General features: G+C 35.2%; 19 protein-coding genes. 8 read left to right on the plus strand and 11 right to left on the minus strand.

Translation table 11 applies throughout. The features are described 5' to 3' along the window. Window positions 1–5: 5 nt before the first annotated feature. The 7 genes from H7F21_RS12115 to H7F21_RS12145 form a co-directional block, all read right to left on the minus strand. Window positions 6–2,414, minus strand: coding sequence for a 3-hydroxyacyl-CoA dehydrogenase/enoyl-CoA hydratase family protein (locus tag H7F21_RS12115; RefSeq protein WP_185789552.1), 2,409 nt, complete (start codon window positions 2,412–2,414; stop codon window positions 6–8). Further along, window positions 2,414–2,869, minus strand: a complete 456-nt coding sequence (locus tag H7F21_RS12120; RefSeq protein ID WP_185789553.1) for a MarR family winged helix-turn-helix transcriptional regulator — start codon at window positions 2,867–2,869, stop codon at window positions 2,414–2,416. Before H7F21_RS12120 ends, H7F21_RS12115 begins: the two co-directional genes overlap by 1 nt. Before the next feature lie 111 nt (window positions 2,870–2,980). Beyond that, window positions 2,981–3,373, minus strand: coding sequence for a hypothetical protein (locus H7F21_RS12125; RefSeq protein WP_185789554.1), 393 nt, complete (start codon window positions 3,371–3,373; stop codon window positions 2,981–2,983). A gap of 220 nt (window positions 3,374–3,593) precedes the next feature. After that, the gene (locus H7F21_RS12130) at window positions 3,594–5,369 is read right to left on the minus strand and encodes an AMP-dependent synthetase/ligase (RefSeq protein WP_185789555.1); all 1,776 of its coding nucleotides are present in this window, start codon (window positions 5,367–5,369) and stop codon (window positions 3,594–3,596) included. Window positions 5,370–5,470: 101 nt separating this feature from the next. Further along, complete coding sequence (gene purL / locus H7F21_RS12135; RefSeq protein ID WP_185789556.1) at window positions 5,471–9,127, minus strand: phosphoribosylformylglycinamidine synthase; 3,657 nt, start codon at window positions 9,125–9,127, stop codon at window positions 5,471–5,473. A 142-nt stretch (window positions 9,128–9,269) separates the two neighbouring features. After that, window positions 9,270–10,340, minus strand: coding sequence for an endonuclease (locus H7F21_RS12140; protein ID WP_185789557.1), 1,071 nt, complete (start codon window positions 10,338–10,340; stop codon window positions 9,270–9,272). A gap of 25 nt (window positions 10,341–10,365) precedes the next feature. Continuing rightward, window positions 10,366–11,577: an RsmB/NOP family class I SAM-dependent RNA methyltransferase gene (locus H7F21_RS12145; protein WP_185789558.1), complete on the minus strand. Its 1,212-nt coding sequence runs from the start codon at window positions 11,575–11,577 to the stop codon at window positions 10,366–10,368. A 149-nt stretch (window positions 11,578–11,726) separates the two neighbouring features. On the opposite strand from H7F21_RS12145, the gene H7F21_RS12150 reads away from it, so the two are divergent. The 8 genes from H7F21_RS12150 (at window position 11,727) to H7F21_RS12185 (ending at window position 16,978) form a co-directional block, all read left to right on the plus strand. Continuing rightward, a complete protein-coding gene (locus H7F21_RS12150; RefSeq protein ID WP_185789559.1) occupies window positions 11,727–12,305 on the plus strand; it encodes an RNA polymerase sigma factor in 579 nt (192 codons plus the stop codon). A 40-nt stretch (window positions 12,306–12,345) separates the two neighbouring features. After that, entirely contained in the window at window positions 12,346–12,666 is a 321-nt protein-coding gene (locus tag H7F21_RS12155; protein WP_185789560.1) for a hypothetical protein, read from the plus strand. Continuing rightward, on the plus strand, window positions 12,663–13,175 hold the full coding sequence (locus H7F21_RS12160) for a hypothetical protein (protein WP_185789561.1): 513 nt from the start codon (window positions 12,663–12,665) through the stop codon (window positions 13,173–13,175). The genes H7F21_RS12155 and H7F21_RS12160 overlap by 4 nt, the downstream gene beginning before the upstream one ends. Window positions 13,176–13,288: 113 nt before the next feature. Continuing rightward, entirely contained in the window at window positions 13,289–13,582 is a 294-nt protein-coding gene (locus H7F21_RS12165) for an EF-hand domain-containing protein (RefSeq protein WP_185789562.1), read from the plus strand. A gap of 169 nt (window positions 13,583–13,751) precedes the next feature. Continuing rightward, window positions 13,752–14,543, plus strand: a complete 792-nt coding sequence (locus H7F21_RS12170; protein WP_185789563.1) for a YHYH protein — start codon at window positions 13,752–13,754, stop codon at window positions 14,541–14,543. Next, entirely contained in the window at window positions 14,530–15,138 is a 609-nt protein-coding gene (locus tag H7F21_RS12175) for a toxin-antitoxin system YwqK family antitoxin (protein ID WP_185789564.1), read from the plus strand. The genes H7F21_RS12170 and H7F21_RS12175 overlap by 14 nt, the downstream gene beginning before the upstream one ends. A gap of 4 nt (window positions 15,139–15,142) precedes the next feature. Beyond that, a complete protein-coding gene (locus tag H7F21_RS12180; protein WP_185789565.1) occupies window positions 15,143–15,817 on the plus strand; it encodes an SCO family protein in 675 nt (224 codons plus the stop codon). 78 nt (window positions 15,818–15,895) lie between these two features. Then, window positions 15,896–16,978, plus strand: coding sequence for a WD40/YVTN/BNR-like repeat-containing protein (locus H7F21_RS12185; RefSeq protein ID WP_185789566.1), 1,083 nt, complete (start codon window positions 15,896–15,898; stop codon window positions 16,976–16,978). Between the two features lie 31 nt (window positions 16,979–17,009). Here H7F21_RS12185 and H7F21_RS12190 read toward each other — a convergent pair whose 3' ends face one another. The 4 genes from H7F21_RS12190 to H7F21_RS12205 form a co-directional block, all read right to left on the minus strand. Continuing rightward, on the minus strand, window positions 17,010–17,465 hold the full coding sequence (locus H7F21_RS12190) for a sensor of ECF-type sigma factor (RefSeq protein ID WP_185789567.1): 456 nt from the start codon (window positions 17,463–17,465) through the stop codon (window positions 17,010–17,012). A 6-nt stretch (window positions 17,466–17,471) separates the two neighbouring features. Then, entirely contained in the window at window positions 17,472–17,972 is a 501-nt protein-coding gene (locus H7F21_RS12195; protein ID WP_185789568.1) for a hypothetical protein, read from the minus strand. Window positions 17,973–18,044: 72 nt separating this feature from the next. Continuing rightward, window positions 18,045–18,587 carry an RNA polymerase sigma factor gene (locus H7F21_RS12200; RefSeq protein WP_185789569.1) on the minus strand — a complete coding sequence of 181 codons (543 nt, stop codon included), beginning with the start codon at window positions 18,585–18,587 and terminating at the stop codon, window positions 18,045–18,047. Between the two features lie 292 nt (window positions 18,588–18,879). Next, complete coding sequence (locus H7F21_RS12205; protein WP_185789570.1) at window positions 18,880–20,706, minus strand: ABC transporter ATP-binding protein; 1,827 nt, start codon at window positions 20,704–20,706, stop codon at window positions 18,880–18,882.

Here is a 20,706-nt window from a genome sequence, read left to right on the forward strand (position 1 = left end):
TGACTCTAGTTTCTTAAAGGTTTTCCAGTTTTTAACATGTGCTGAATTCTTTCCAAAGTTTTACGCTCAGTACAAAGGGATAGGAATGCTTCACGTTCTAGGTCTAATAAATATTGTTCACTTACCAAAGTTGGTTCTGATAAATCACCACCAGCCATTACATAAGCCAATTTATTAGCTATTTTATGATCGTGTTCACTGATATAGTGGCTTGCTTCCATGGCATCCGTTCCTACTAAAAACATACCTAAGGCCTGCTTACCAAGTACTTTTACATCTTTACGTTTTACAGGTTGAGTATATCCAGCATCAGCCATAAGTTTAGCATGTGCCTTTGCAGTAGCTATCTGTCTATCCTTGTTAACAACAACAATATCCTTTCCTTTTTGCAGAATACCTAAATCGTAAGCTTCATAAGCAGAAGTTGCTACTTTGGCCATACCAATAGTTAGGAAATATTCTTGAAGCACATTCAATTCAACATCACCTTTTCTAAAGGTGTCCTGTGCTCTTAAAGCCATTTCCTTAGAGCCTCCACCTCCAGGAATCACTCCAACACCAAACTCCACAAGTCCGATATAAGTTTCTGCGGCTGCAACAACTTTATCTGCATGCATAGATAACTCACAGCCGCCACCAAGTGCCATACCATGAGGAGCAGCAACCGTAGGAATAGAAGAGTAACGCATACGCATCATACTATCTTGGAAATATTTGATAGCCATATTAAGCTCATCATATTCTTGTTCGGCAGCCATCATGAAAATCATACCTATGTTTGCTCCAACTGAGAAGTTTGCAGCTTGATTTCCAACAACTAATCCAGCGAAATCCTTTTCAGCAATATCTATGGCCTTATTTAATCCGGCAAGAACGTCTCCTCCGATGGTATTCATCTTGGATTGAAATTCTACATTTAGGATACCATCTCCTAAATCTTCAACAACAACGCCTGAATTCTTAAAGACCTCATTTGATTTTCTAATATTATCTAGTATAATGAAACTATCTTGTCCAGGAATTTTTGCTTGTGCTTTTTTTGGAATATCATAAGCGTAAGTTGCACCATCATTAACTGTGTAGAAAGACGCGCTTCCAGAAGCCAACATTTCATTTACCCAATTATTAGGTTCTAAACCTTCAGCTTTCATTATTTCGATTCCCTTTTCGACGCCAATGGCATCCCAAATTTGGAACGGACCATGTTCCCATCCAAAACCAGCTTTCATGGCATCATCAATTTTGTAGAGATCATCTGAAATTTCTGGAATACGATTAGAGACATATGCAAATAATGCAGCAAAACTTTTTCTATAGAATTCACTAGCTTTGTCTTTTCCTTTGACCAATACCTTGAAACGATCTGCTACCTTATCGATAGTTTTTGTTAGCTCTAAAGTGGCGAACTTGGCACGTTGTTTTTCTCTATAGTCTAATGTATTTAAGTCTAGAGATAAGATTTCTTTTTTACCATCTTTGGATAGATGTTTTTTATAGAAACCCTGACCTGTTTTACTACCTAACCATTTATTTTCCATCATGGTATTAATGAAATCTGGTAATTGGAATAACTCATGTCGTTCGTCGTTAGGGCAGTTTTCTCTAATTCCATTAGCTACATGAACCAAGGTATCCAATCCAACTACATCAACAGTTCGGAACGTTGCTGATTTTGGACGACCTATGACAGGACCAGATAACTTATCCACTTCTTCAATAGTTAATCCTAAATCTTTAACAGCATGAAAAAGACTCATAATACTAAAGATTCCGATTCTGTTTCCTATAAAGGCAGGCGTGTCTTTGGCAATTACTGAAGTTTTGCCTAGAAATTGTTCACCATAGCCGTTTAGAAATTCTAAAACTGAAGCATCTGTTTTAGGACCAGGGATAATTTCAAATAATTTTAGGTAACGTGCAGGATTGAAAAAGTGAGTTCCGCAGAAATGTTTCTGAAAATCATCGCTTCGCCCTTCGCTCATGAATTTTATAGGAATACCTGAGGTATTTGATGTAATTAAGGTTCCAGGAGTTCTGTGTTTTTCTAATTTCTCAAACACTTGTTGTTTAATATCTAGGCGTTCAACAACCACTTCCATGATCCAATCTACATCTTTTACTTTGGCGATATCATCTTCAAGATTTCCCGTAGTTATGCGGTTTTTGAATGAGGAATGATACAAAGGTGCTGGCTTTGATTTTATAGAAGCAGTTAAAGCGTCGTTGACCAAACGGTTTCTAACTATTTTATCTTCTAAAGTCAAGCCCTTTGCTTTCTCTTTATCATTAAGGTCTCTAGGAACGATGTCTAACAATAAGACGTCTACACCGATATTTGCAAAATGGCAAGCGATACCGCTACCCATAATACCTGAGCCAATAATGGCGATTTTTTTAATTCTGCGTTTACTCATTATTTTAAAATGTGTTCTTTTTGATTGTAAATCTTTTTATTCGAAATCATATTATTGATTACTTCTGCTACTTCGTAGAAATGTTCCAATTTTTCCAAAGGGATTTTTGATTTAATAGCTTCATTAAATATAATGACACGTTCTTTGGAATACGCACGTTTTTCCTTTCCAAAATCAGTAAGATGGATTAAGACACCACGACCGTCATCTGGATTGGGTTTGCGCTCAATTAATCCCTTTTCTTCCATCGCTTTTAGTGTACGAGAAAGACTTGTTGCTTCCATACCCATTTTTGGACCAAGAGAGGTAGATGGTGTCCCATTTTCTGGATCAATACTAAGCAAAGCAAAGCCAGTTGCCATAGTTGTTCCAAATTTGGCAGCCTCTTCGTTGTACATTTTGTTCACTGCTAACCATGTGGTTCTCAGCACATAATCTATAGTTTTGTCTTTCATAAGATTTTGTTGGATTCCAAAGATAATAAAAAATACTATGCGTGCATAATAAATTTATTTAAAAAAAGCGCTCTAGTGCAGAAACGCTTCTAATAATTAATATGTTTAGAATTATTTTACTTTTCCATTTATCAGCCCAACAACGGCACCGACAACTGCAGCCATGACGATTGAAATAACTAGTTCTAATCCAAATCTTTGATAGTCCACTTCAGCTTGATTGGCCATTCCAAAGAATATTGTAATCAATCCCATAAATAGACCAATTATTGCACCTGCTTTAGCGCCTGTTGCCAATGTTGTAATCTGAGCCCATTTGTTAAAGATGTAGGAGATGAAGAAACCAAATGCCAAACAACCGAGTGTTATAAATAGCATTGCATTTGTTCCTTCTTGCGGTTGAGGAAACGTATCTACGAACAGAATTCCATAAAATAACCATCCTAAAAGCCAATCTACTATGCCTCCAACGAGACCAGCTACGACAAAAGTTTTTGTTTTCATAATAATATATTATTAGTTAGTATGTCTAAATATATTATATTTTTCTTAAAGCCTTGAAATTCAATAGGTAAATACCTACAGTCAATTACTTCTAACCTTTTTCATTGAGGTTGAATTTAGCTGAATATGGATGAGGTTTATCAAGCTATATAGTATAATATAACAAGACTAAATTAGGAAGTAATTACGCTTTAAAATATGTCTTAGAATGAACGGAATTTTAGGATCTATAGATTTTCTCATAAAGATCATTATATTTTGCCCTAATGACACTACGTTTCATCTTCATGGTAGGCGTAAGGTGCCCAGCATCGATTGTCCAGGCTTCTGGAGTAAGTTCAAACTTTTTGATTTGTTCCCATTTGCCGAAGTTTTGATTGTACTTGGTAACTTCTTTTTGTATACGTTTAATCACAATCTCAGATGAAGAAATTTCTTTTTCGCTCGTACCTATGGAATGCCCTTTGTGTTCTATCCAATCCCTTACAAAATCAAAGTTAGGTTGAATAATGGCACCTGGCATTTTTTCACCTTCACCAACTACCATAACTTGTTCTATAAATAAGGATTGTTTAAGATCATTTTCAAGTAAGGTTGGAATAATATATTTTCCGCCCGAAGTTTTAAACATTTCCTTTTTACGCCCTGTGATCTTCAAGAAGCCATCTTCATCAATTACACCTTTGTCACCAGTATGGAAATAGTCTCCGGTCATTACACTGGCTGTTTTTTCATCATCTTTATAATAGCCCATCATTACATTAGGGCCTTTTATTAGTATTTCCCCATCATCGGCAATTTTTACTTCAACATTATCTATAGGTTTTCCTACTGTTCCTATTTTATAATGAGTATCATCATACATGCCTACAGATACTACAGGGGATGTTTCTGTTAGTCCATAACCTTCCATAACTTTCATCTGAGCGGCACCAAAAATTCTAGCTAATCTTGGTTGTAGGGCAGCACTCCCGGATACCATAGTGCCTAATTTCCCACCAAGAGCTTCACGCCATTTACTAAAAATAAGCTTGTTGGCTATCTTCAGTTGAAATTCGTACCAAGAACCGTTTTTGCCATACGGCTCCCAGCGTTCACCTAGTCCTACAGCCCAGAAAAATAACGCCTTTTTTATGCCGGTAAGTTCTTCACCTTTAAGCATTATCTTATCAAATACTTTCTCTAAGAGACGTGGAACGACACTCATTAGATTAGGATTAATCTCTTTAGCGTTATCGCCAATTTTGTCTAGTGCTTCAGCAAAATAGATCGAGGTTCCTGCATATTGATAAACATAAATTAAGACACGCTCAAAAATATGGCAGATTGGTAGAAAACTTAGAATGCGTGTTTCCCCAGATGGAGGTAGTGGTACTCGAGAAGAACTGTCCAGGACATTACTAGTAATGTTCCAATGTGAAAGCATAACACCTTTCGGTTTTCCTGTTGTTCCAGAGGTATAAATTATTGTGGCTAAATCGTCTGGTTCAACAGCGTCTTTTCTAGCCTCAACTTCAGGTTGGTTACTCTCCTCTTTTCCTAATTCAAATAATTCTGAATAGTGTTTGCAACCTTCAATATGATTAAAGGAATAAACATCCTTTAGTTTTGTTTTATCTTTAATTTTAAGAAGTTTTTCCAGAACCTCTTCATCAGAAACGAAGCAATAAACAGATTCACTATGATTTAAAACGTATTCATAGTCATCAGATGAAATTGTTGGATAAATAGGAACATTTTGAGCACCAGTTTGCAATATGCCTATGTCCATAATATTCCACTCCGTCCTGTTTGTAGTAGAAATTAAGGCAATTTTATCGTTTTTTTGAACACCCAATCGCAATAATGCCCTACTCACGGCATTTGCTTTATCAATATATTCTTTAGTAGACATTGGTGTCCACTTTCCATCATACTTAGTAACTAAGGCAGAATCATTTGGTTTGTGTTCCAATTGATAATATGGAAAGTCGAAAAGGCGTTTAATGTCATTCATAAAAAAGCGGCAAAAGAGTAGTTAGTCAATTTACGAAAATAATAAAATTAACCTTATATATTGTAATAATACTTTTTGCGGAAATGACTCCTATTATTTGATTATCTATTTTCAATCCATAACCTGGCGTTGACAAAGGCCTCTAACCAAGGAGATGCTTCGTCTTTTCTTCTTTCTGGATAGTTGGCCCAATTCCATTGAAAGGTAGAACGCTCTATATGCGGCATTGTTACCAAGTGGCGACCAGTTTTGTCACACAATATAGCTGTATTAAAATCTGAGCCGTTAGGATTATGAGGATAACTTTCATAACTATATTTTGCGCAGATGTGGTATTTATCTTCGGTATATGGTAAGCTGAATTTCCCCTCACCATGAGAAATCCAAACACCCAAAGTACTGCCAGCTAAACTCGATAACATTACAGAATTATTTTCTTCAATTTTTACAGAAGTAAAAGCGCTCTCGTGTTTCTGAGAGTCGTTATAAGTCATTCTACCGTGTTCATCATGATCAGCATTGATAAGGTCTAATTCCATCCATAATTGGCAACCATTACAGATGCCTACAGAAAGTGTATCTTCTCTTTTAAAGAAATCATTGATCACTTTATTCGCTTTCTCATTATATTTTATAGCACCTGCCCAACCTTTGGCAGAGCCTAAAACATCTGAGTTACTAAAGCCACCAACAGCACCTAAAAATTGAATATCTTCTAGAGTTTCTCTACCAGAAATTAAGTCGGTCATGTGTACATCCTTAACATCAAAACCAGCTAAATACATAGCATTAGCCATTTCGCGTTCTGAGTTACTGCCTTTTTCTCTTAGTATAGCTGCTTTAGGTCTAGTAGAATTAACTTTTGGTAATTCACCAGTGAAATGTTTTGGAAATTTGTACTCTAATGGCTGGTTTTTATAATTTTCAAAACGTGCATCTGCTAAACCGTTTGCGGTTTGCTTTCGGTCGAGTAGAAGAGAGGTCTTGTACCATACATCTCTTAAGCGTGAAACGGTCATGGTATAAACTTGATTATGATTAATTACGCTCAGCGTATCACTTTCAGTGACTTTACCAAGTTTATGGAATTCAATATTTGAATCGCTCAATTTAGCCTCTATGGAGTCATTTTTAGACTGTAAAACAATTCCCGCATTCTCCGCAAATAAAACTTTAAACGAATCCTTTTCATTAATCGATGTGATATCCAATTCTGCACCTAAATTATTATCAGCAAAACACATTTCGAGTAGCGTAGTAATGAGTCCACCAGAAGCCACATCATGACCAGCAATAATTTGATCAGTTTTAATTAAATCTTGAATGGTATCAAATACAGTCTTTATATATTCGGAACTTTTTACTGATGGCGTAGTATTGCCGATTTTATTATTGATTTGAGCAAATGAACTTCCACCGAGTTCATAAGAATCTTGTGAGAGGTTGATATAGTAAATGGAACCCTTATTTCGCTTAAGAACGGGCTCAATTACCTTTGTAATATCATTACAATTGGCAGCAGCAGAAATAATTACAGTTCCTGGTGAAATCACATCACCATCAGGATACTTCTGTTTCATGGATAATGAATCCTTACCAGTAGGCACATTGATGCCTAATTCAATAGCGAATTCAGAAATTGCTTCTACCGCTTTATATAATCTGGCGTCTTCACCTTCATTCTTACATGGCCACATCCAATTGGCAGAAAGCGAAACGCTTTTTAAACCATTTTTTAGTGGAGCCCAAATGATATTGGTCAAGGCTTCAGTGATTGAATTACGACTTCCAGCAACAGGATTAATTAATCCTGAGATAGGCGAGTGACCGATAGACGTTGCAATCCCTTGTTTACCTTTAAAGTCCAAAGCCATGACACCAACATTATTTAAAGGTAGTTGTAAAGGGCCAGCACATTGTTGCTTAGCAACTTTTCCTCCTACACAACGGTCTACTTTATTTGTTAGCCAGTCTTTACAAGCAACAGCTTCTAGCTGTAAAACTTGGTCTAAATAAGCGTAAAATTGATCTGTATCATAAGAAATACCAGAATACTGTTTTTCAATCGAAACATCATTCATTATCGTTTTTGGAGAACTTCCAAACATATCTTCCAAAGCTAAATCCATGGGTTTATCACCTTTAGTTTTAGATTCAAATGTAAAACGATGCTCATCAGTTACGTCGCCAACATCATAGATTGGTGAGCGTTCTCTCTCTGCTATTTTATGTAAAGTGTCAAGATGATCTTCTGAGATGACTAATCCCATACGTTCTTGGGATTCATTACCTATAATCTCTTTTGCCGAAAGTGTTGGGTCACCAATTGGCAACTTATCTAAATCGATATGACCACCGGTATCCTCGACCAATTCTGATAAGCAATTTAAGTGTCCACCGGCACCATGATCGTGAATGGAAACGATTGGGTTTTCATTGCTTTCTACCATGCCGCGAATAGCATTTGCAGCGCGCTTTTGCATTTCGGGATTAGAACGTTGGACCGCATTTAATTCAATGCCGCTTGAGAATTCTCCAGTATCTGCTGAGGAAACTGCTGCTCCTCCCATTCCAATCCGATAGTTATCACCACCTAATATGACAATTTTATCTCCTGACTGTGGAATATCTTTGATGGCTTGATCTGCTTTTCCGTAGCCAATACCACCAGCTTGCATGATTACTTTGTCATAACCGATCTTGTTATTTTTTTCTTGATGTTCAAAAGTTAAAACAGAACCACAGATTAACGGTTGACCAAACTTGTTTCCAAAATCAGAAGCACCATTTGATGCTTTTATTAAAATGTCCATTGGTGTTTGGTACAACCATTTGCGTTCTGGAAAAGCCTTTTCCCACGGACGTTCTTCTTCCAATCTAGGATAAGAGGTCATATAAACGGCTGTTCCTGCGAGAGGAATAGAACCTTTACCACCAGCAAGTCTGTCTCTTATTTCTCCACCAGAACCCGTTGCGGCACCATTAAAAGGTTCTACAGTTGTTGGGAAATTATGGGTTTCTGCTTTTAAGGAAATGACCGACTCAAAGTCTTTTATTTTGTAATAATCTGGAATGTCTGCACGTTGTGGAGCAAATTGTTCGACTACGGGTCCTTTGATAAAAGCGACATTGTCTTTGTAGGCAGAAACGATATCGTTAGGGTTTTGCTTAGAGGTTTCTTTTATAAGTTTGAAAAGTGACGTCGGCATTTCCTCGCCATCTATAACAAAGGTACCATTGAATATTTTATGACGACAATGCTCTGAATTTACCTGCGAAAAACCAAATACTTCGGAGTCTGTTAATGGTCTTTCTATTTTTCTGGATACACTCACTAAATAGTCAACTTCCTCATCGCTAAGTGCCAAACCTTCTTGCCGATTATAGGTAGAAATATCCTCTATATTTTGAATTGATTCAGGTTCAATATCAATTGTAAATATGTCCTGATCCAGACTTTTAAATTTTTCAGAAATCATAGGATCATAATCCTTAAAATCTTGAGAACTCGACATAAACTCTTCAATTCTTATAATACCGCTAATTCCCATATTTTGAGTAATCTCAACAGCATTAGTACTCCAAGGCGTAATCATTGCGGCTCTTGGTCCAACAAAAAAAGCATCGATTGATGCTTGTTCTATTTTAGGTTGGTTGCCAAATAGCCATGTCAATTTAGAAATAGTATCAGTTGATAATTCTTTTGTTGCTTGAACAGCAAATACTTTGCTGTTTTGGTTTCCAAAGAAATGAATCATTTAAGTCTTGTGTTTGGTGTGAAAAATAAAAACACAAAGTTAATTGATTTTACGATATTCTTATTAAAATTTAAATTGAGAATATTGAAGTCTTCAACAAGTTTTAAACAAAAAAAAGCAGCTTAAATAGCCGCTTTCCAAATTATGATTTGATGAGTTTCTTAGTCACCGTTCTATCCTCCTGAATAAACTTAACTATATATAAACCACTTTTAAGGCTACTTATGTTTAAGCTCATGGACTCATTGATTTTTCTTATAAATACACGCTTGCCCAGAACATCATAGATCTCAATTCGGGTTTCGGTGTTATTAGATAGTTCGATATTCACTATATCTGAAGCAGGATTCGGAGATAAGCTAAACAAACTGTCTTGTTCTTCATCTTCAACAGATAATATTCCCCAAATATCTTCAGCTTCGGTGCCTCCCCAAATAACTGTGGCCAAGTAGGGATTATCAACAAAAGGATTACGATTGCCATAAACACCCTCTAAATGATTATTTCGATTATTTTCGACATCAGAGACTGGATCTTCAGCATTCCATTGCAGGTATATTTGAAGCATATCTGTAAATGGCTCAGTTGGACCAGAACCATTAAGACTCGGTAAACATCTGTCACCGTATCTTACATACATATACATCATTGCACGAGCAACATCACCTTTCCATTCATCACCAGGATACCAATTACCACTTCCTACATCTCCAGAACTTCCCGAGCCATCCGCAAACTTTTTACTTCCTCTGTTGCCGTTTCTTTGTACGTCAGTTGGTCTAAGATTATGTGGGTCTGCTACTATACCTGTGAAAGAATTACTTGCTGAGCCCATTCCTGGATTGGCATTAGATCTAGCAAAAATATGCTCTCTATTGTACTCACAATTTCCACCTCCAAAATCATCTTTGTCTCTAATTCGTCTGTCCGTTTGACCAGAGGTGCAACTCAAATTATCAACGCTACCATAGAGTAAAAGAACGTTATTGGAATTTGTAGGATCCAAATCCATAATTTTAAAATCGTCCCTTATATCACCGTAAGTGTAGGTATTGGTGTTAGTGTTATTACTTATCTTAATTTGCAAGGCACTATACATGGCCTCGCCTGATAGTGTGAAATCAACGTTGTTTTGCCCGTTGGTATAATAAGCCTGTTGTGCATAGCCTATAACACTTAAGAATAAAAAGGAGAAAATGTAAATGTGTTTCATAATTAGTCAATGTTATCGATTTGGGTTATTTCTTTTCTAGCAATGCCATATAAAATCCATCAAAACCAGATTTATGTGCAAATATGCTTTTGTCTGTTACAAGAGTGAATTCTTTACCACTTTCCGAAGTTAAAAATTTTTCTACTTGTTTTTCGTTTTCAGATGGTAAAATTGAGCAGGTTGCATAAACCATTTTTCCGCCTGGTTTTACCATTTTTGAATACTGTTGTAATACTTCAATTTGTATGTTCTTTATGTTTTCTATAAACTCCGGTTCTAATTTCCATTTGGCATCTGGATTTCGTCTTAAAACGCCTAAACCAGAACATGGCGCATCGATTAATAAGCGATCTGCCTTGCCATGTAACTTTTTAATAGGTTTAGTCGAATCAATAACTTTCATTTCAATATTATGCACACCATTGCGACGTGCTCTAATCTTGAGTTTCTTTAATTTACTTTCGTAAATATCCATGGCAATAACTTGACCCTTATTTTGCATTAATGCTGCCAAATGTAGTGTTTTACCACCTGCACCTGCACAAACATCTACAACTTTCATGCCTGGTTCTACATCCAAAAAGTCTGCAACCAATTGAGACGAGGCATCTTGGACTTCGAACCATCCATTCTTAAAAGCTTCAGTTTTAAATACGTTGGCGCGTTCTTTTAATTTTAGAGCATAAGGATGATTGGGTAATATCTCAGTTTCAATTTCCTCGGACTGTAATTTAAGTTGAAGATCCTTTTTGTTAGTCTTAAGTGTGTTGACGCGCAAAATTACATCAGCTTGCTCATTTAGTTTGGTGATTTCTTGGGCCCAGAACTCTTCTCCAAGCTCGGTAGTGCCAAGATTGTCCATCCAATCAGGTATGGATTCGCGATATTTTCTAATCTGGGACAATTCGTCAAAACGTCCTTTTATTTTTCGAGAAGGTGTATCGGCAAAATACTTCCAATCTGGGAGTTTAATACCTTTCAATGTAGCCCAAACAGCAAATATTCGCCATAAATTATCTCTATCAAAAGGTGCCTTTACGTTAGCAATTTCTGCATACAAGCGTTTGTATCTTACAATCTCGTAAATAGTTTCAGCAACAAAACCTCTGTCACGACTTCCCCAGCGTTTATCCCGTTTTAGTAATTGTTGCACGGCTTTATCTGCATACTCATTTTCGTTGAAGATTTTGTGTAATCCATCGATAACCGCAAAACATAAATTTCTGTGTAGTCGCATTTTAAAAAATTAAGCATGCAAAGGTAATGGAAAAGTTGGGATGTACGACACTTAGCTATAAAGTCTTATCTTTTGAAGAAAATAGAAATTAAGCACAAGTTTTAGTAAAAAAATGAATCTAAAGTTAATAACCATTATAACCTTGATTTTTGACAGAGGCTGAATTTATAAAGGAATTACAATCAAAAAGTACAGTCGCCTATAATAAGCTTGTGGACGACTTTCAGCAGAAAGTCTTTGGTACTTGCATGTCCTTTGTACCGAACATGGAAGATGCCGAAGATATAGCTCAGGACGTTTTTATGGAGGTTTTTAACTCGATCTCAAAGTTTAAGGGAGAATCTAAGTTATCTACATGGATTTATAGAATAACAACCAATAAGTGTTTAGAGTTTATAAGGAAAAAGAATACTAAAAAGCGGTTTGCTTTCATGCAATCTATAACAGGTAATGCCATTCCGTTTGATAAGACCAATTACTTTACAGAAATAAATCATCCAGGTGTATTGTTAGAGAACAAAGAGTTAAGTGCTACCTTATTTAAGGCCATTAATAGCTTACCAGAAAGTCAGGCTATGGTCTTTACATTACATAAAGTCGATGGTAAGACCTATCAAGAAATAGCAGATATTATTGACCGAAGCTTGTCATCTGTAGAATCCGTAATGTTCAGGGCAAAAAAGAATTTAAAAAAAATATTAGAACACTATTACAGAAACGACTTTTAGCACAAGTTTTTTGAAACTTATGCATCTAAATACAATGATTATGGAAACGAATTCTAAAATAGAAAGTAAAGTAGAACAAACTCTATCTTCTGTTGATCATATCAACCCGGTGAATGCATCTCCATTTTTTAAGGAAAAAGTGATGCAGCAAATTAGAAATGCTGCTGAAGATAAGGGTGATGTGATTTTAACTTGGTTTACGCCAAAACTACAATTCGCTGCGTTAGTATGTGTTGTAGTTTTGAATGTAGTAGCATTAACAAAAATCACGGAAAACAATTATGATGAAAATCTTAGTGACTTTGTGGAATCTAATGGACTAAGCACAAGTAACGAAACTTTAATATTAAGTGACTTATGAAAAAAAATCTACCATTATATATATTGATTCTTGTTCTTGCAGTAATGAACGGATTTTTCTTGTTCAACTATTTGGGACATAATGATGAAAAGCCAGATAGACGGAAAGAACGGAATAACTTTATGGCAAAGAAGATTGGTTTTAAAGGTAAACAGTTAGATAGCTTTAAGAATTTTGAAGAATTGCACCGTGAGAGAATGCGTTTAATGTCAGGAGATGTCAGAAAGTTGAAAGATGTTTTTTTCGATAAACTATCCGATGACGAGGTAAGTGATTCTTACATTGATTCCTTAACAAATCTCATAGCTATTAAAGAAATTGACATGGATAAAGAAGTCTTTTCTTATTTTAAAAATGTCCGTAATTTATGTGATGATGCCCAAAAGGAAAAATTTGATAAAATCGTTAAAGATGCTTTGCATCGTAGGGATAAAAAAGGTAAAAGACGTTCTAAAGGAGATGAGAGGAATGGCTCAGAGCCACCACCAACTCCTCATGAGAAAAGTTAAATTTTATTAAAGACCTCTTTGCAGAGGTCTTTTTTTATGCTTTTTTTAACAATGCAAGCCACAAGTTAGTAGGACCAAATTCATCTAAATACATATAATTTAAAACAAAAGATATGAGTATTAAATATTTTAAAACAGGTTTGATAGCGGGTGTATTTTCATTAGTGTTTATGTTGGGTGCAAATGCTCAAGAAAATAAAGGTGAAAAGGGTAGAAAAGAGCGACCAACGTTTGCCCAGCTTTTGGAAGATATGGATGCTAATGAAGATGGTAAACTTTCTAAGGATGAAATAAAAGGAAGATTAAAAAATCGCTTTGATAAAATTGATTTAAACGAAGATGGGTTCATCACCGAGGAAGAATTTAAAAAAGCACCTAGACCAAAAGGTAGAAAACGAGATAATTAAAAGTTTTAAAAATCAAAAATTTTGTTTCTAGAAATTTTTGATGATTGGTTGGTTGAAAAGGCTTTGTGAGAAATCATGAAGCTTTTTCTATTTTAAAAACTAAATAAGCGCAAGTTTATTCTTTCCTGCGCATCTAAATATATAATTCACAATTTTACAATCAGATAATATGAAAAACCTTTTAAGACTTTTAGCAATAATAGTGTCCTTATTTGTAATGAGTATAGCATGTTCAAGCAGTGATGATAGTTCTTCTTCGGACGATATGGGGACTACAGATGACGATGGGTCATTGCCGACGGAATTACATGGAGCATTTGCAGATTTCGATACAGATTATACAGATATTTATTTAGACGGATCAGATGTTGTTATTGAAACCATTGGAGTACCAAACCATTTAACACCTTATTATAGTTCAGCACACCCGTTGTATGTAGAACCTACCATTACTAGTGAGGCGACCATGACACCAACAAGAATTGATACTTCTGGGCGTGATTTTGAAGCATCCTTGACAGTATCGTCAAATCCAGAGGCTGCCAGTTCTACCAGCGCTACCCAATTAGGTGCAATAGGTATTGCGGTAAGTGGTGCCTTTATTTATAATGACCAAGAAGGTAATGGGCCATTGGATGGTGCTGCAGGTAGCTTAGATTATACAGGAGGACATATTGGCCCATCCAATTATCATTATCATTTAGAACCATTAGCATTTACCAATGATGACGAAAACCTGGTAGGCATTATTTCAGATGGATTCTTTATTTATGGTAGAAAATGTAATTCTACTGGAACATATCCTACGGACTTGGATGCTTCTGGTGGTCATGCAAGCGTAACACAGCATACAACTGAAGAAGAGTATCACTACCACATTATTAATGAAGTTTATGGTTCACTTGGAAGATATTTAGTTTTTGCTGGACCTTATCAAGGCATACCGAATGCAATTAATTAAATATATATGTTTAATAGGTGTATTTGTTTTTGTTGTTAGCTGTACTAATGACTCAACTAATAATAAGAATATTGTTACAACAAAAGGAATACCAACTATTAATGTTGAAAAATCATATTTAAAATTGAACCAGGTAAAAGGACAATGGTTTTATAAAGACCAACCTTTTAACGGATATGCGATTACATATCATGAGAATGATAGCTTAGCCGAAAAAACGGGTTTTATAAATGGTAAAAGAGAAGGTATATCTTATGCGTATTATTCTAATGGTACTATAAAGAAAGAGGCTGCTTACAAAGAAAATAAACTACATGGATTAAAAACAAATTACTTTAGAAATGGTAAAATTGTTTCAGAATTCAACTATGAAAAAGGTAAGTTGCATGGTGTGCAAAAAACTTGGTTTCCTAATGGCCAATTAGCTAAGAAACGAAGTCTAAATCTTGGACAGGAGGAAGGTATACAACAAGCTTGGTTAGAGAATGGTAAGCTTTATGTGAATTACGAGGCTAAAAATGGACGTATTTTCGGTATGCAGCGTGCAACTTCTTGTTATAAACTTGAAGATGAGGTTGTAATTAAAACCAATTGATTTTATGAAGTATGTAGCTGTTTTTTTAGTATTTGTTTTCATTAGCTGTAAGCGAGAAGTAAAAGAAGACACCATTAAATCTGTTGAAACGAGTAGGGTTGATTATTTACCATATTATAACGACGAATCCTTTACTCCAAATTGGTTAACACCTGGAACCAAAGAGGAAGAAAGGTTTCATAAAATAGGAAGTTTTACATTGATTAATCAATTGGGAGACACTATTACACAGCAAACATTTGAAAAAAAAATTTATATAACCGATTTCTTTTTTGCAAGTTGCCCTGGCATTTGTCCACAAATGACTGGCAATATGTTTAAGCTACAAGAAGAATTCATAAATGATCAAGACGTATTATTTTTATCCCATTCGGTAACACCAACGAAAGACTCGGTTCCTGTACTTAAGAATTATGCAGAAAAAAATGGGGTTTTAGACGGTAAGTGGCACTTGGTAACAGGTGATAAATCAGAAATTTATAATTTGGGCAGAAACCACTATTTTGTTGAGAACGATCTTGGTAAGCCAAAAGATATTAATGATTTCTTACATACTGAAAACTTCTTACTTATCGATAAGAAGAGTCATATTAGAGGTATTTACAATGGACTTAATAGAGCATCTATGCAACAATTAATAGTCGATGTAAGAGCACTTCAAAAAGAGATTAAGATCTAATTATTGATTATTGTTAATTTGAAGAGCTTTATGGTTTTATATCATAAAGCTTTTCTATTTTTAGAAAAAATAATCGTAATGAAGTATTTTCTTCTATGTTTTCTCTTTTTTGGATTTATGTCTTGTAAGGACGATTACCAAAGACCAATTGATGTTTCTAAAGTTATTATTGAACCAATACTTAGTGATTCTATGTTAAGCGTTCGAGCCTTGGACTTCAATGATGAATTCATTTTTTATGGTAGCGCTGATCATATCGGAAAATATGCACTGACTTCTCAATTTAAAATCAGCTTAAATGATGTATCTGCAGGTAGCGAAAAGGCTCACTCTAAAAACGTCATTACTCATGTCGATAAACCTCTTCATTTTAGGGCAATAAAAGCGATAAAAGGCGACTTGTTTGTAATATCAATTACTGATCCTGCTAAACTTTATAAACTCTATCGAAAGTCCAACGAGCCCAAATTAGTCTATGAAGAACATAATGAAAAAGTATTTTACGATTCGATGGACTTTTGGAACGATGAAGAAGGTATTGCCATAGGCGATCCCACGGATGATTGTATGAGTATTATCATTACACGAAATGGCGGAGAAACTTGGACAAAGCTTTCTTGTGATGGTTTGCCAGAAGCTAAAGAGGGAGAAGCCGCTTTTGCAGCCAGTGATACCAATATTTCCATTGTGGGCGATAAAACTTGGGTAGCCACAGGAGGGAAGTCAAGCCGCATTATGTTCTCACCAGACAAGGGTAAAACTTGGGAAGTCTTCGAAACACCAATTTTACAAGGCAAGGAGACTACGGGAATGTATTCTGTGGATTTTTATGATGAAAATAACGGTTTTGCTATTGGAGGCGATTACACAAAACCAAATGATACTTTAGCCAATAAAATAAGAACAAAGGATGGCGGTGAAACCTGGAAAGTCGTCGCTGATGGAAAAGGACCAGGTTATAGAAGTTGTGTACAATATATCCCAAATGGTAATGGAAAGGAATTGGTTGCCATTGGTTTTAAGGGTATTGATTACAGCAATGACTCGGGACATTCTTGGAAACACTTAAGCGATGAAGGATTTTACACCATACGTTTTTTAAACGATTCTGTGGCTTACGCTGCTGGCAGAGGGCGCATAAGTAAGTTGACTTTTAGATGATAAAAAAGCGGCCAAAAGGCTGCTCTAATTATCAATTTTTGTTAGCGCGACGTTGTCGCATTTCTCTGAGGCGTTCCAATAGTTTTTTATTAAACTGGTCTTCTGCAATTTTTAATTTTATAATTTTTTTGGCCGAAATGACTTTCTTCAAGTCCTTGACCAATTGAAGTTTTGCTTCATGCATATCACTTTCAGCTTCCATTAACTTTTCTAATATATCATTGGCTTTCTCATCTGAAATCCCCTCTCCAGCTTTACGCATTTCCATTTTTAGGGTTCCTAGGTCGTCTGACTTAATTTTTTCTATTTTGGCTTCGTATGTATTGTATATAGGCCAAAACTGTTGAGCTTCGTCAGAAGTAAGACTTAGTTTTTCAGTGATGAATGCTATCTTTTGTGCTTTGATGCGTTCTTTCATTTTTGCGCCTCCTTGAGCAAAAGCAGAAAGGCTTACAAATAAAATGAGTATGGGTAATATTTTTTTCATGTTGTCTTATTCTAAATAGGTTTCTATATCTGCATTATCAAGAAGATAATCTTCAAGGTTCTCTTCTTCGTAAGGGGTTGTTATAATTGTAAAATCTTCTTCCAGTAAATTGGCGTCAGAAAGTAGTTCTGCTAATTCATAACTATCCAAGTTTCTATTTTCAAGATACGTTTCAACCATTTCTACGGAAATATCTTCACTTGTATTTTTATTTATAAATATAGCTAGTAATAACATAATTGACGCAGCAAGACCAGCTATGTAGTAGAGTGTTTTTCTAGAACGTAATTGTACAACAGGAGTGTATTTGTCATTAAGCTTACTAAACACCTTATCTTCAATTGTATCAAAATAGTCATCAGGAACTCTAAAACCCTCATCTTGAATACCACCTACAGATTCTTTTTCGGACAAACGTGTAAATATTTTATCCTCGACCACTTCGAAATAATTATCTGGTGTTTTATAACCAGTCGATTTAATATTATGTAATTTATCTTTTTTCATCTTTTTTCCTTAAACAAGGAATACTTTTTTATTTCAAGTTACACATATTTGACTTTAAATTACCAAAATGGTTTAATCTGAGGTCAGAAAGGATTCTATTTTTTTCACTGCAATGTGATAGGATGCCTTTAGAGCACCTTCACTCGTCTCTAATATATCCGCGATTTCCTTATACTTTAGATCATCAAAATATTTCATATTAAAAACCAATTGTTGTTTTTGCGGTAGCGTTGCAATGGCTTTTTGTAATTTTAATTGAATCTCATCCCCTTCGAAATAAACATCAGCTGCTAAATTATTAATCGCTGTATTTTGATGCTCTTCGTTTGAAATTTGAAGGCGCTTAGCATTTTTATTAATAAGTGTGATGGATTCATTAGTGGCAATACGATACAACCAAGAGTATAATTTACTTTCTCCTTTAAATTTATCGATGCTACGAAACACTTTTATAAAGGTGTTTTGTAATACGTCATCTGCATCATCGTGAGAAATCACAATTTTACGTATATGCCAATACAAACGTTCCTTGTAGAACTGCATAAGTTCTCTAAAGGCTGTTTCCTTTGAAGTAGGATTTTGTAAACGTTTTATAAATTCGGTTTCGTCGACCAAGTCAATTACTTTAGTATTTAGACTTCATAATTTACTAAAAGTTTAATTGAAATTAGTGCATATCTAATGAGTGATTCATTTTACTTTGATTACCAGTTAGTTACAATTAAAAAGTTCGATTAAACGCAAAAAAACACGATAAATAGCATTTTTTTCTTGGTTCGTAAATTTATTTATTATATGTTTGACACAGCTTAACCTATTAACTGTTATCAGTTCCCCAAATCTGGTAACAACAAGAAAAGGATGCATGGTTACATGCATCCTTTTTGTTTTATTTTGTTACGATCAATTATTCGAAGCTCTGCATCTCAACGAGCTTTTTATAGACACCGTCACTTGCAATAAGCTCTTCATGTGTACCTTGTTCCGCAATTTCACCTTTTTGCATCACTACGATGAGGTTTGCATTTTGTATAGTGGACAATCTATGAGCAATGACAATAGAAGTTCTGTTTTTCATCATATTTTCCAAAGCATCCTGAACTAAGCGTTCACTTTCTGTATCTAAAGCCGATGTGGCTTCATCCAAAATCATTATAGGAGGATTTTTGAGTACAGCTCTAGCAATGCTGATTCTTTGTTGTTGTCCACCAGAAAGTTTCCCACCAGAATCGCCAATATTGGTATCAATGCCACTAGGTAAATCCTCTACAAATTCCCAAGCATTAGCAATTTTTAACGCGTCAACAATCTGCTCATCAGAGGCATCTTCTTTTCCAAGTAAAAGATTGTTTTTTATGGAGTCGTTAAATAAAATAGAGTCTTGTGTCACCAATCCCATTAAACTACGTAAAGAATGTTTGGTAAGATTCTTAATGTTTTCTCCGTCTATGGCTATATTACCCTCATTAACATCGTAGAACCGCGTTACCAGATTTGCAATGGTGCTCTTTCCACTTCCAGATTGTCCGACTAGCGCTACACTCTTTCCTTTAGGCACCTCAAGTGAAAAGTTTTTTAGGACTAAATCATCGTCATACTTAAACGAAATGTTGTTAATGCCAATTTCAGAGTCGAAACTTGTTTTGGTTATAGCATCAGGTTTATCCTCTAACACGCTTTTGGTTTCAATAATCTCTAAGATACGTTCTGCAGCAGCATTTCCTGTTTTTACTTGATAGCTAGCTTTACTAATAGCTTTGGCTGGAGTTAAAATTTGGTAAGCCAATGCCATATAGCCAATGAATGCTCCTCCAGATAAAGTTTTCTCTACCATAACCATATTACCACCGTACCATAGTAGTGCAGCAATTGTAGCGATACCAAGAAATTCACTCGTAGGCGACGCCAAATTTTGACGATTTAATAGGGTATTTGAAAAATTATAAAAGCGTGTGGTGGATTCTTGAAATTTCTTATAGAATCGATTCTCGGCATTAAAACCCTTTATAACTTTTAAACCTCCCAAAGTTTCTTCTAAAGTAGAAAGAAAAACACCTTGTTCGCGCTGTACTTTATCAGATTTGCGTTTTAAGCTTTTACCAATTCGTGATATAATGAATCCTGCAATAGGTATGAAAATGAAAACGAAGAAGGTTAATTTTACAGAAATCATAAACATTGCTATTATAGCAAAAATTATGGTTAATGGTTCTTTCACAATGAGCTCTAAAACTGAAAGCATCGAATTTTTGACCATATTGACATCTCCAGATATTCTAGCGATGATATCACCTTTTTTCTTTTCAGAATAGTAGGAGATAGGAAGCGTCACTACTTTCTGATAGATTTCGTCTCTTATGTCACGCAATACACCATTTCTTAAAAAAGTAATGAAAAATAAGGCTAAGTAATTGAAAATGTTCTTTAAAAGAAATAATCCAATAATTAGGATTATCATGTATAGCAATGCGCGTTGTGGACCGTCAGCCTCTGTAGTAGTGGTAACCAAATAATTAAGATAATTCTCGGCATAGTCCTTAATATCACTTATGCCTTTATAAATGGGTTTTACATAAACTTTTTCGCTTTCCCCAAAAAGCACATTAATCATTGGCATCAATGATAGCATAGCCAATGTACTAAATAGCGCATAAAAAACATTGCAGACAATATTTAGTATAGCAAAACGCTTATAAGGTATTATAAAGCGCGACAATTTCTTTATGTAATCCAT

Origin of the sequence: Winogradskyella flava (assembly GCF_014243395.1) — a bacterium.
GTDB classification, from domain to species: Bacteria; Bacteroidota; Bacteroidia; order Flavobacteriales; family Flavobacteriaceae; genus Winogradskyella; species Winogradskyella flava.

What these genes read in the sequence shown, in the direction of transcription:
- H7F21_RS12115 (WP_185789552.1), bottom strand. Translation starts at nt 2,414, where the DNA reads ATGAGTAAACGCAGAATTAAAAAAATCGCCATTATTGGCTCAGGTATT.
- H7F21_RS12120 (WP_185789553.1), bottom strand. Translation starts at nt 2,869, where the DNA reads ATGAAAGACAAAACTATAGATTATGTGCTGAGAACCACATGGTTAGCA.
- H7F21_RS12125 (WP_185789554.1), bottom strand. Translation starts at nt 3,373, where the DNA reads ATGAAAACAAAAACTTTTGTCGTAGCTGGTCTCGTTGGAGGCATAGTA.
- H7F21_RS12130 (WP_185789555.1), bottom strand. Translation starts at nt 5,369, where the DNA reads ATGAATGACATTAAACGCCTTTTCGACTTTCCATATTATCAATTGGAA.
- purL (WP_185789556.1), bottom strand. Translation starts at nt 9,127, where the DNA reads ATGATTCATTTCTTTGGAAACCAAAACAGCAAAGTATTTGCTGTTCAA.
- H7F21_RS12140 (WP_185789557.1), bottom strand. Translation starts at nt 10,340, where the DNA reads ATGAAACACATTTACATTTTCTCCTTTTTATTCTTAAGTGTTATAGGC.
- H7F21_RS12145 (WP_185789558.1), bottom strand. Translation starts at nt 11,577, where the DNA reads ATGCGACTACACAGAAATTTATGTTTTGCGGTTATCGATGGATTACAC.
- H7F21_RS12155 (WP_185789560.1), top strand. Translation starts at nt 12,346, where the DNA reads ATGGAAACGAATTCTAAAATAGAAAGTAAAGTAGAACAAACTCTATCT.
- H7F21_RS12160 (WP_185789561.1), top strand. Translation starts at nt 12,663, where the DNA reads ATGAAAAAAAATCTACCATTATATATATTGATTCTTGTTCTTGCAGTA.
- H7F21_RS12165 (WP_185789562.1), top strand. Translation starts at nt 13,289, where the DNA reads ATGAGTATTAAATATTTTAAAACAGGTTTGATAGCGGGTGTATTTTCA.
- H7F21_RS12170 (WP_185789563.1), top strand. Translation starts at nt 13,752, where the DNA reads ATGAAAAACCTTTTAAGACTTTTAGCAATAATAGTGTCCTTATTTGTA.
- H7F21_RS12175 (WP_185789564.1), top strand. Translation starts at nt 14,530, where the DNA reads ATGCAATTAATTAAATATATATGTTTAATAGGTGTATTTGTTTTTGTT.
- H7F21_RS12180 (WP_185789565.1), top strand. Translation starts at nt 15,143, where the DNA reads ATGAAGTATGTAGCTGTTTTTTTAGTATTTGTTTTCATTAGCTGTAAG.
- H7F21_RS12185 (WP_185789566.1), top strand. Translation starts at nt 15,896, where the DNA reads ATGAAGTATTTTCTTCTATGTTTTCTCTTTTTTGGATTTATGTCTTGT.
- H7F21_RS12190 (WP_185789567.1), bottom strand. Translation starts at nt 17,465, where the DNA reads ATGAAAAAAATATTACCCATACTCATTTTATTTGTAAGCCTTTCTGCT.
- H7F21_RS12195 (WP_185789568.1), bottom strand. Translation starts at nt 17,972, where the DNA reads ATGAAAAAAGATAAATTACATAATATTAAATCGACTGGTTATAAAACA.
- H7F21_RS12205 (WP_185789570.1), bottom strand. Translation starts at nt 20,706, where the DNA reads ATGGATTACATAAAGAAATTGTCGCGCTTTATAATACCTTATAAGCGT.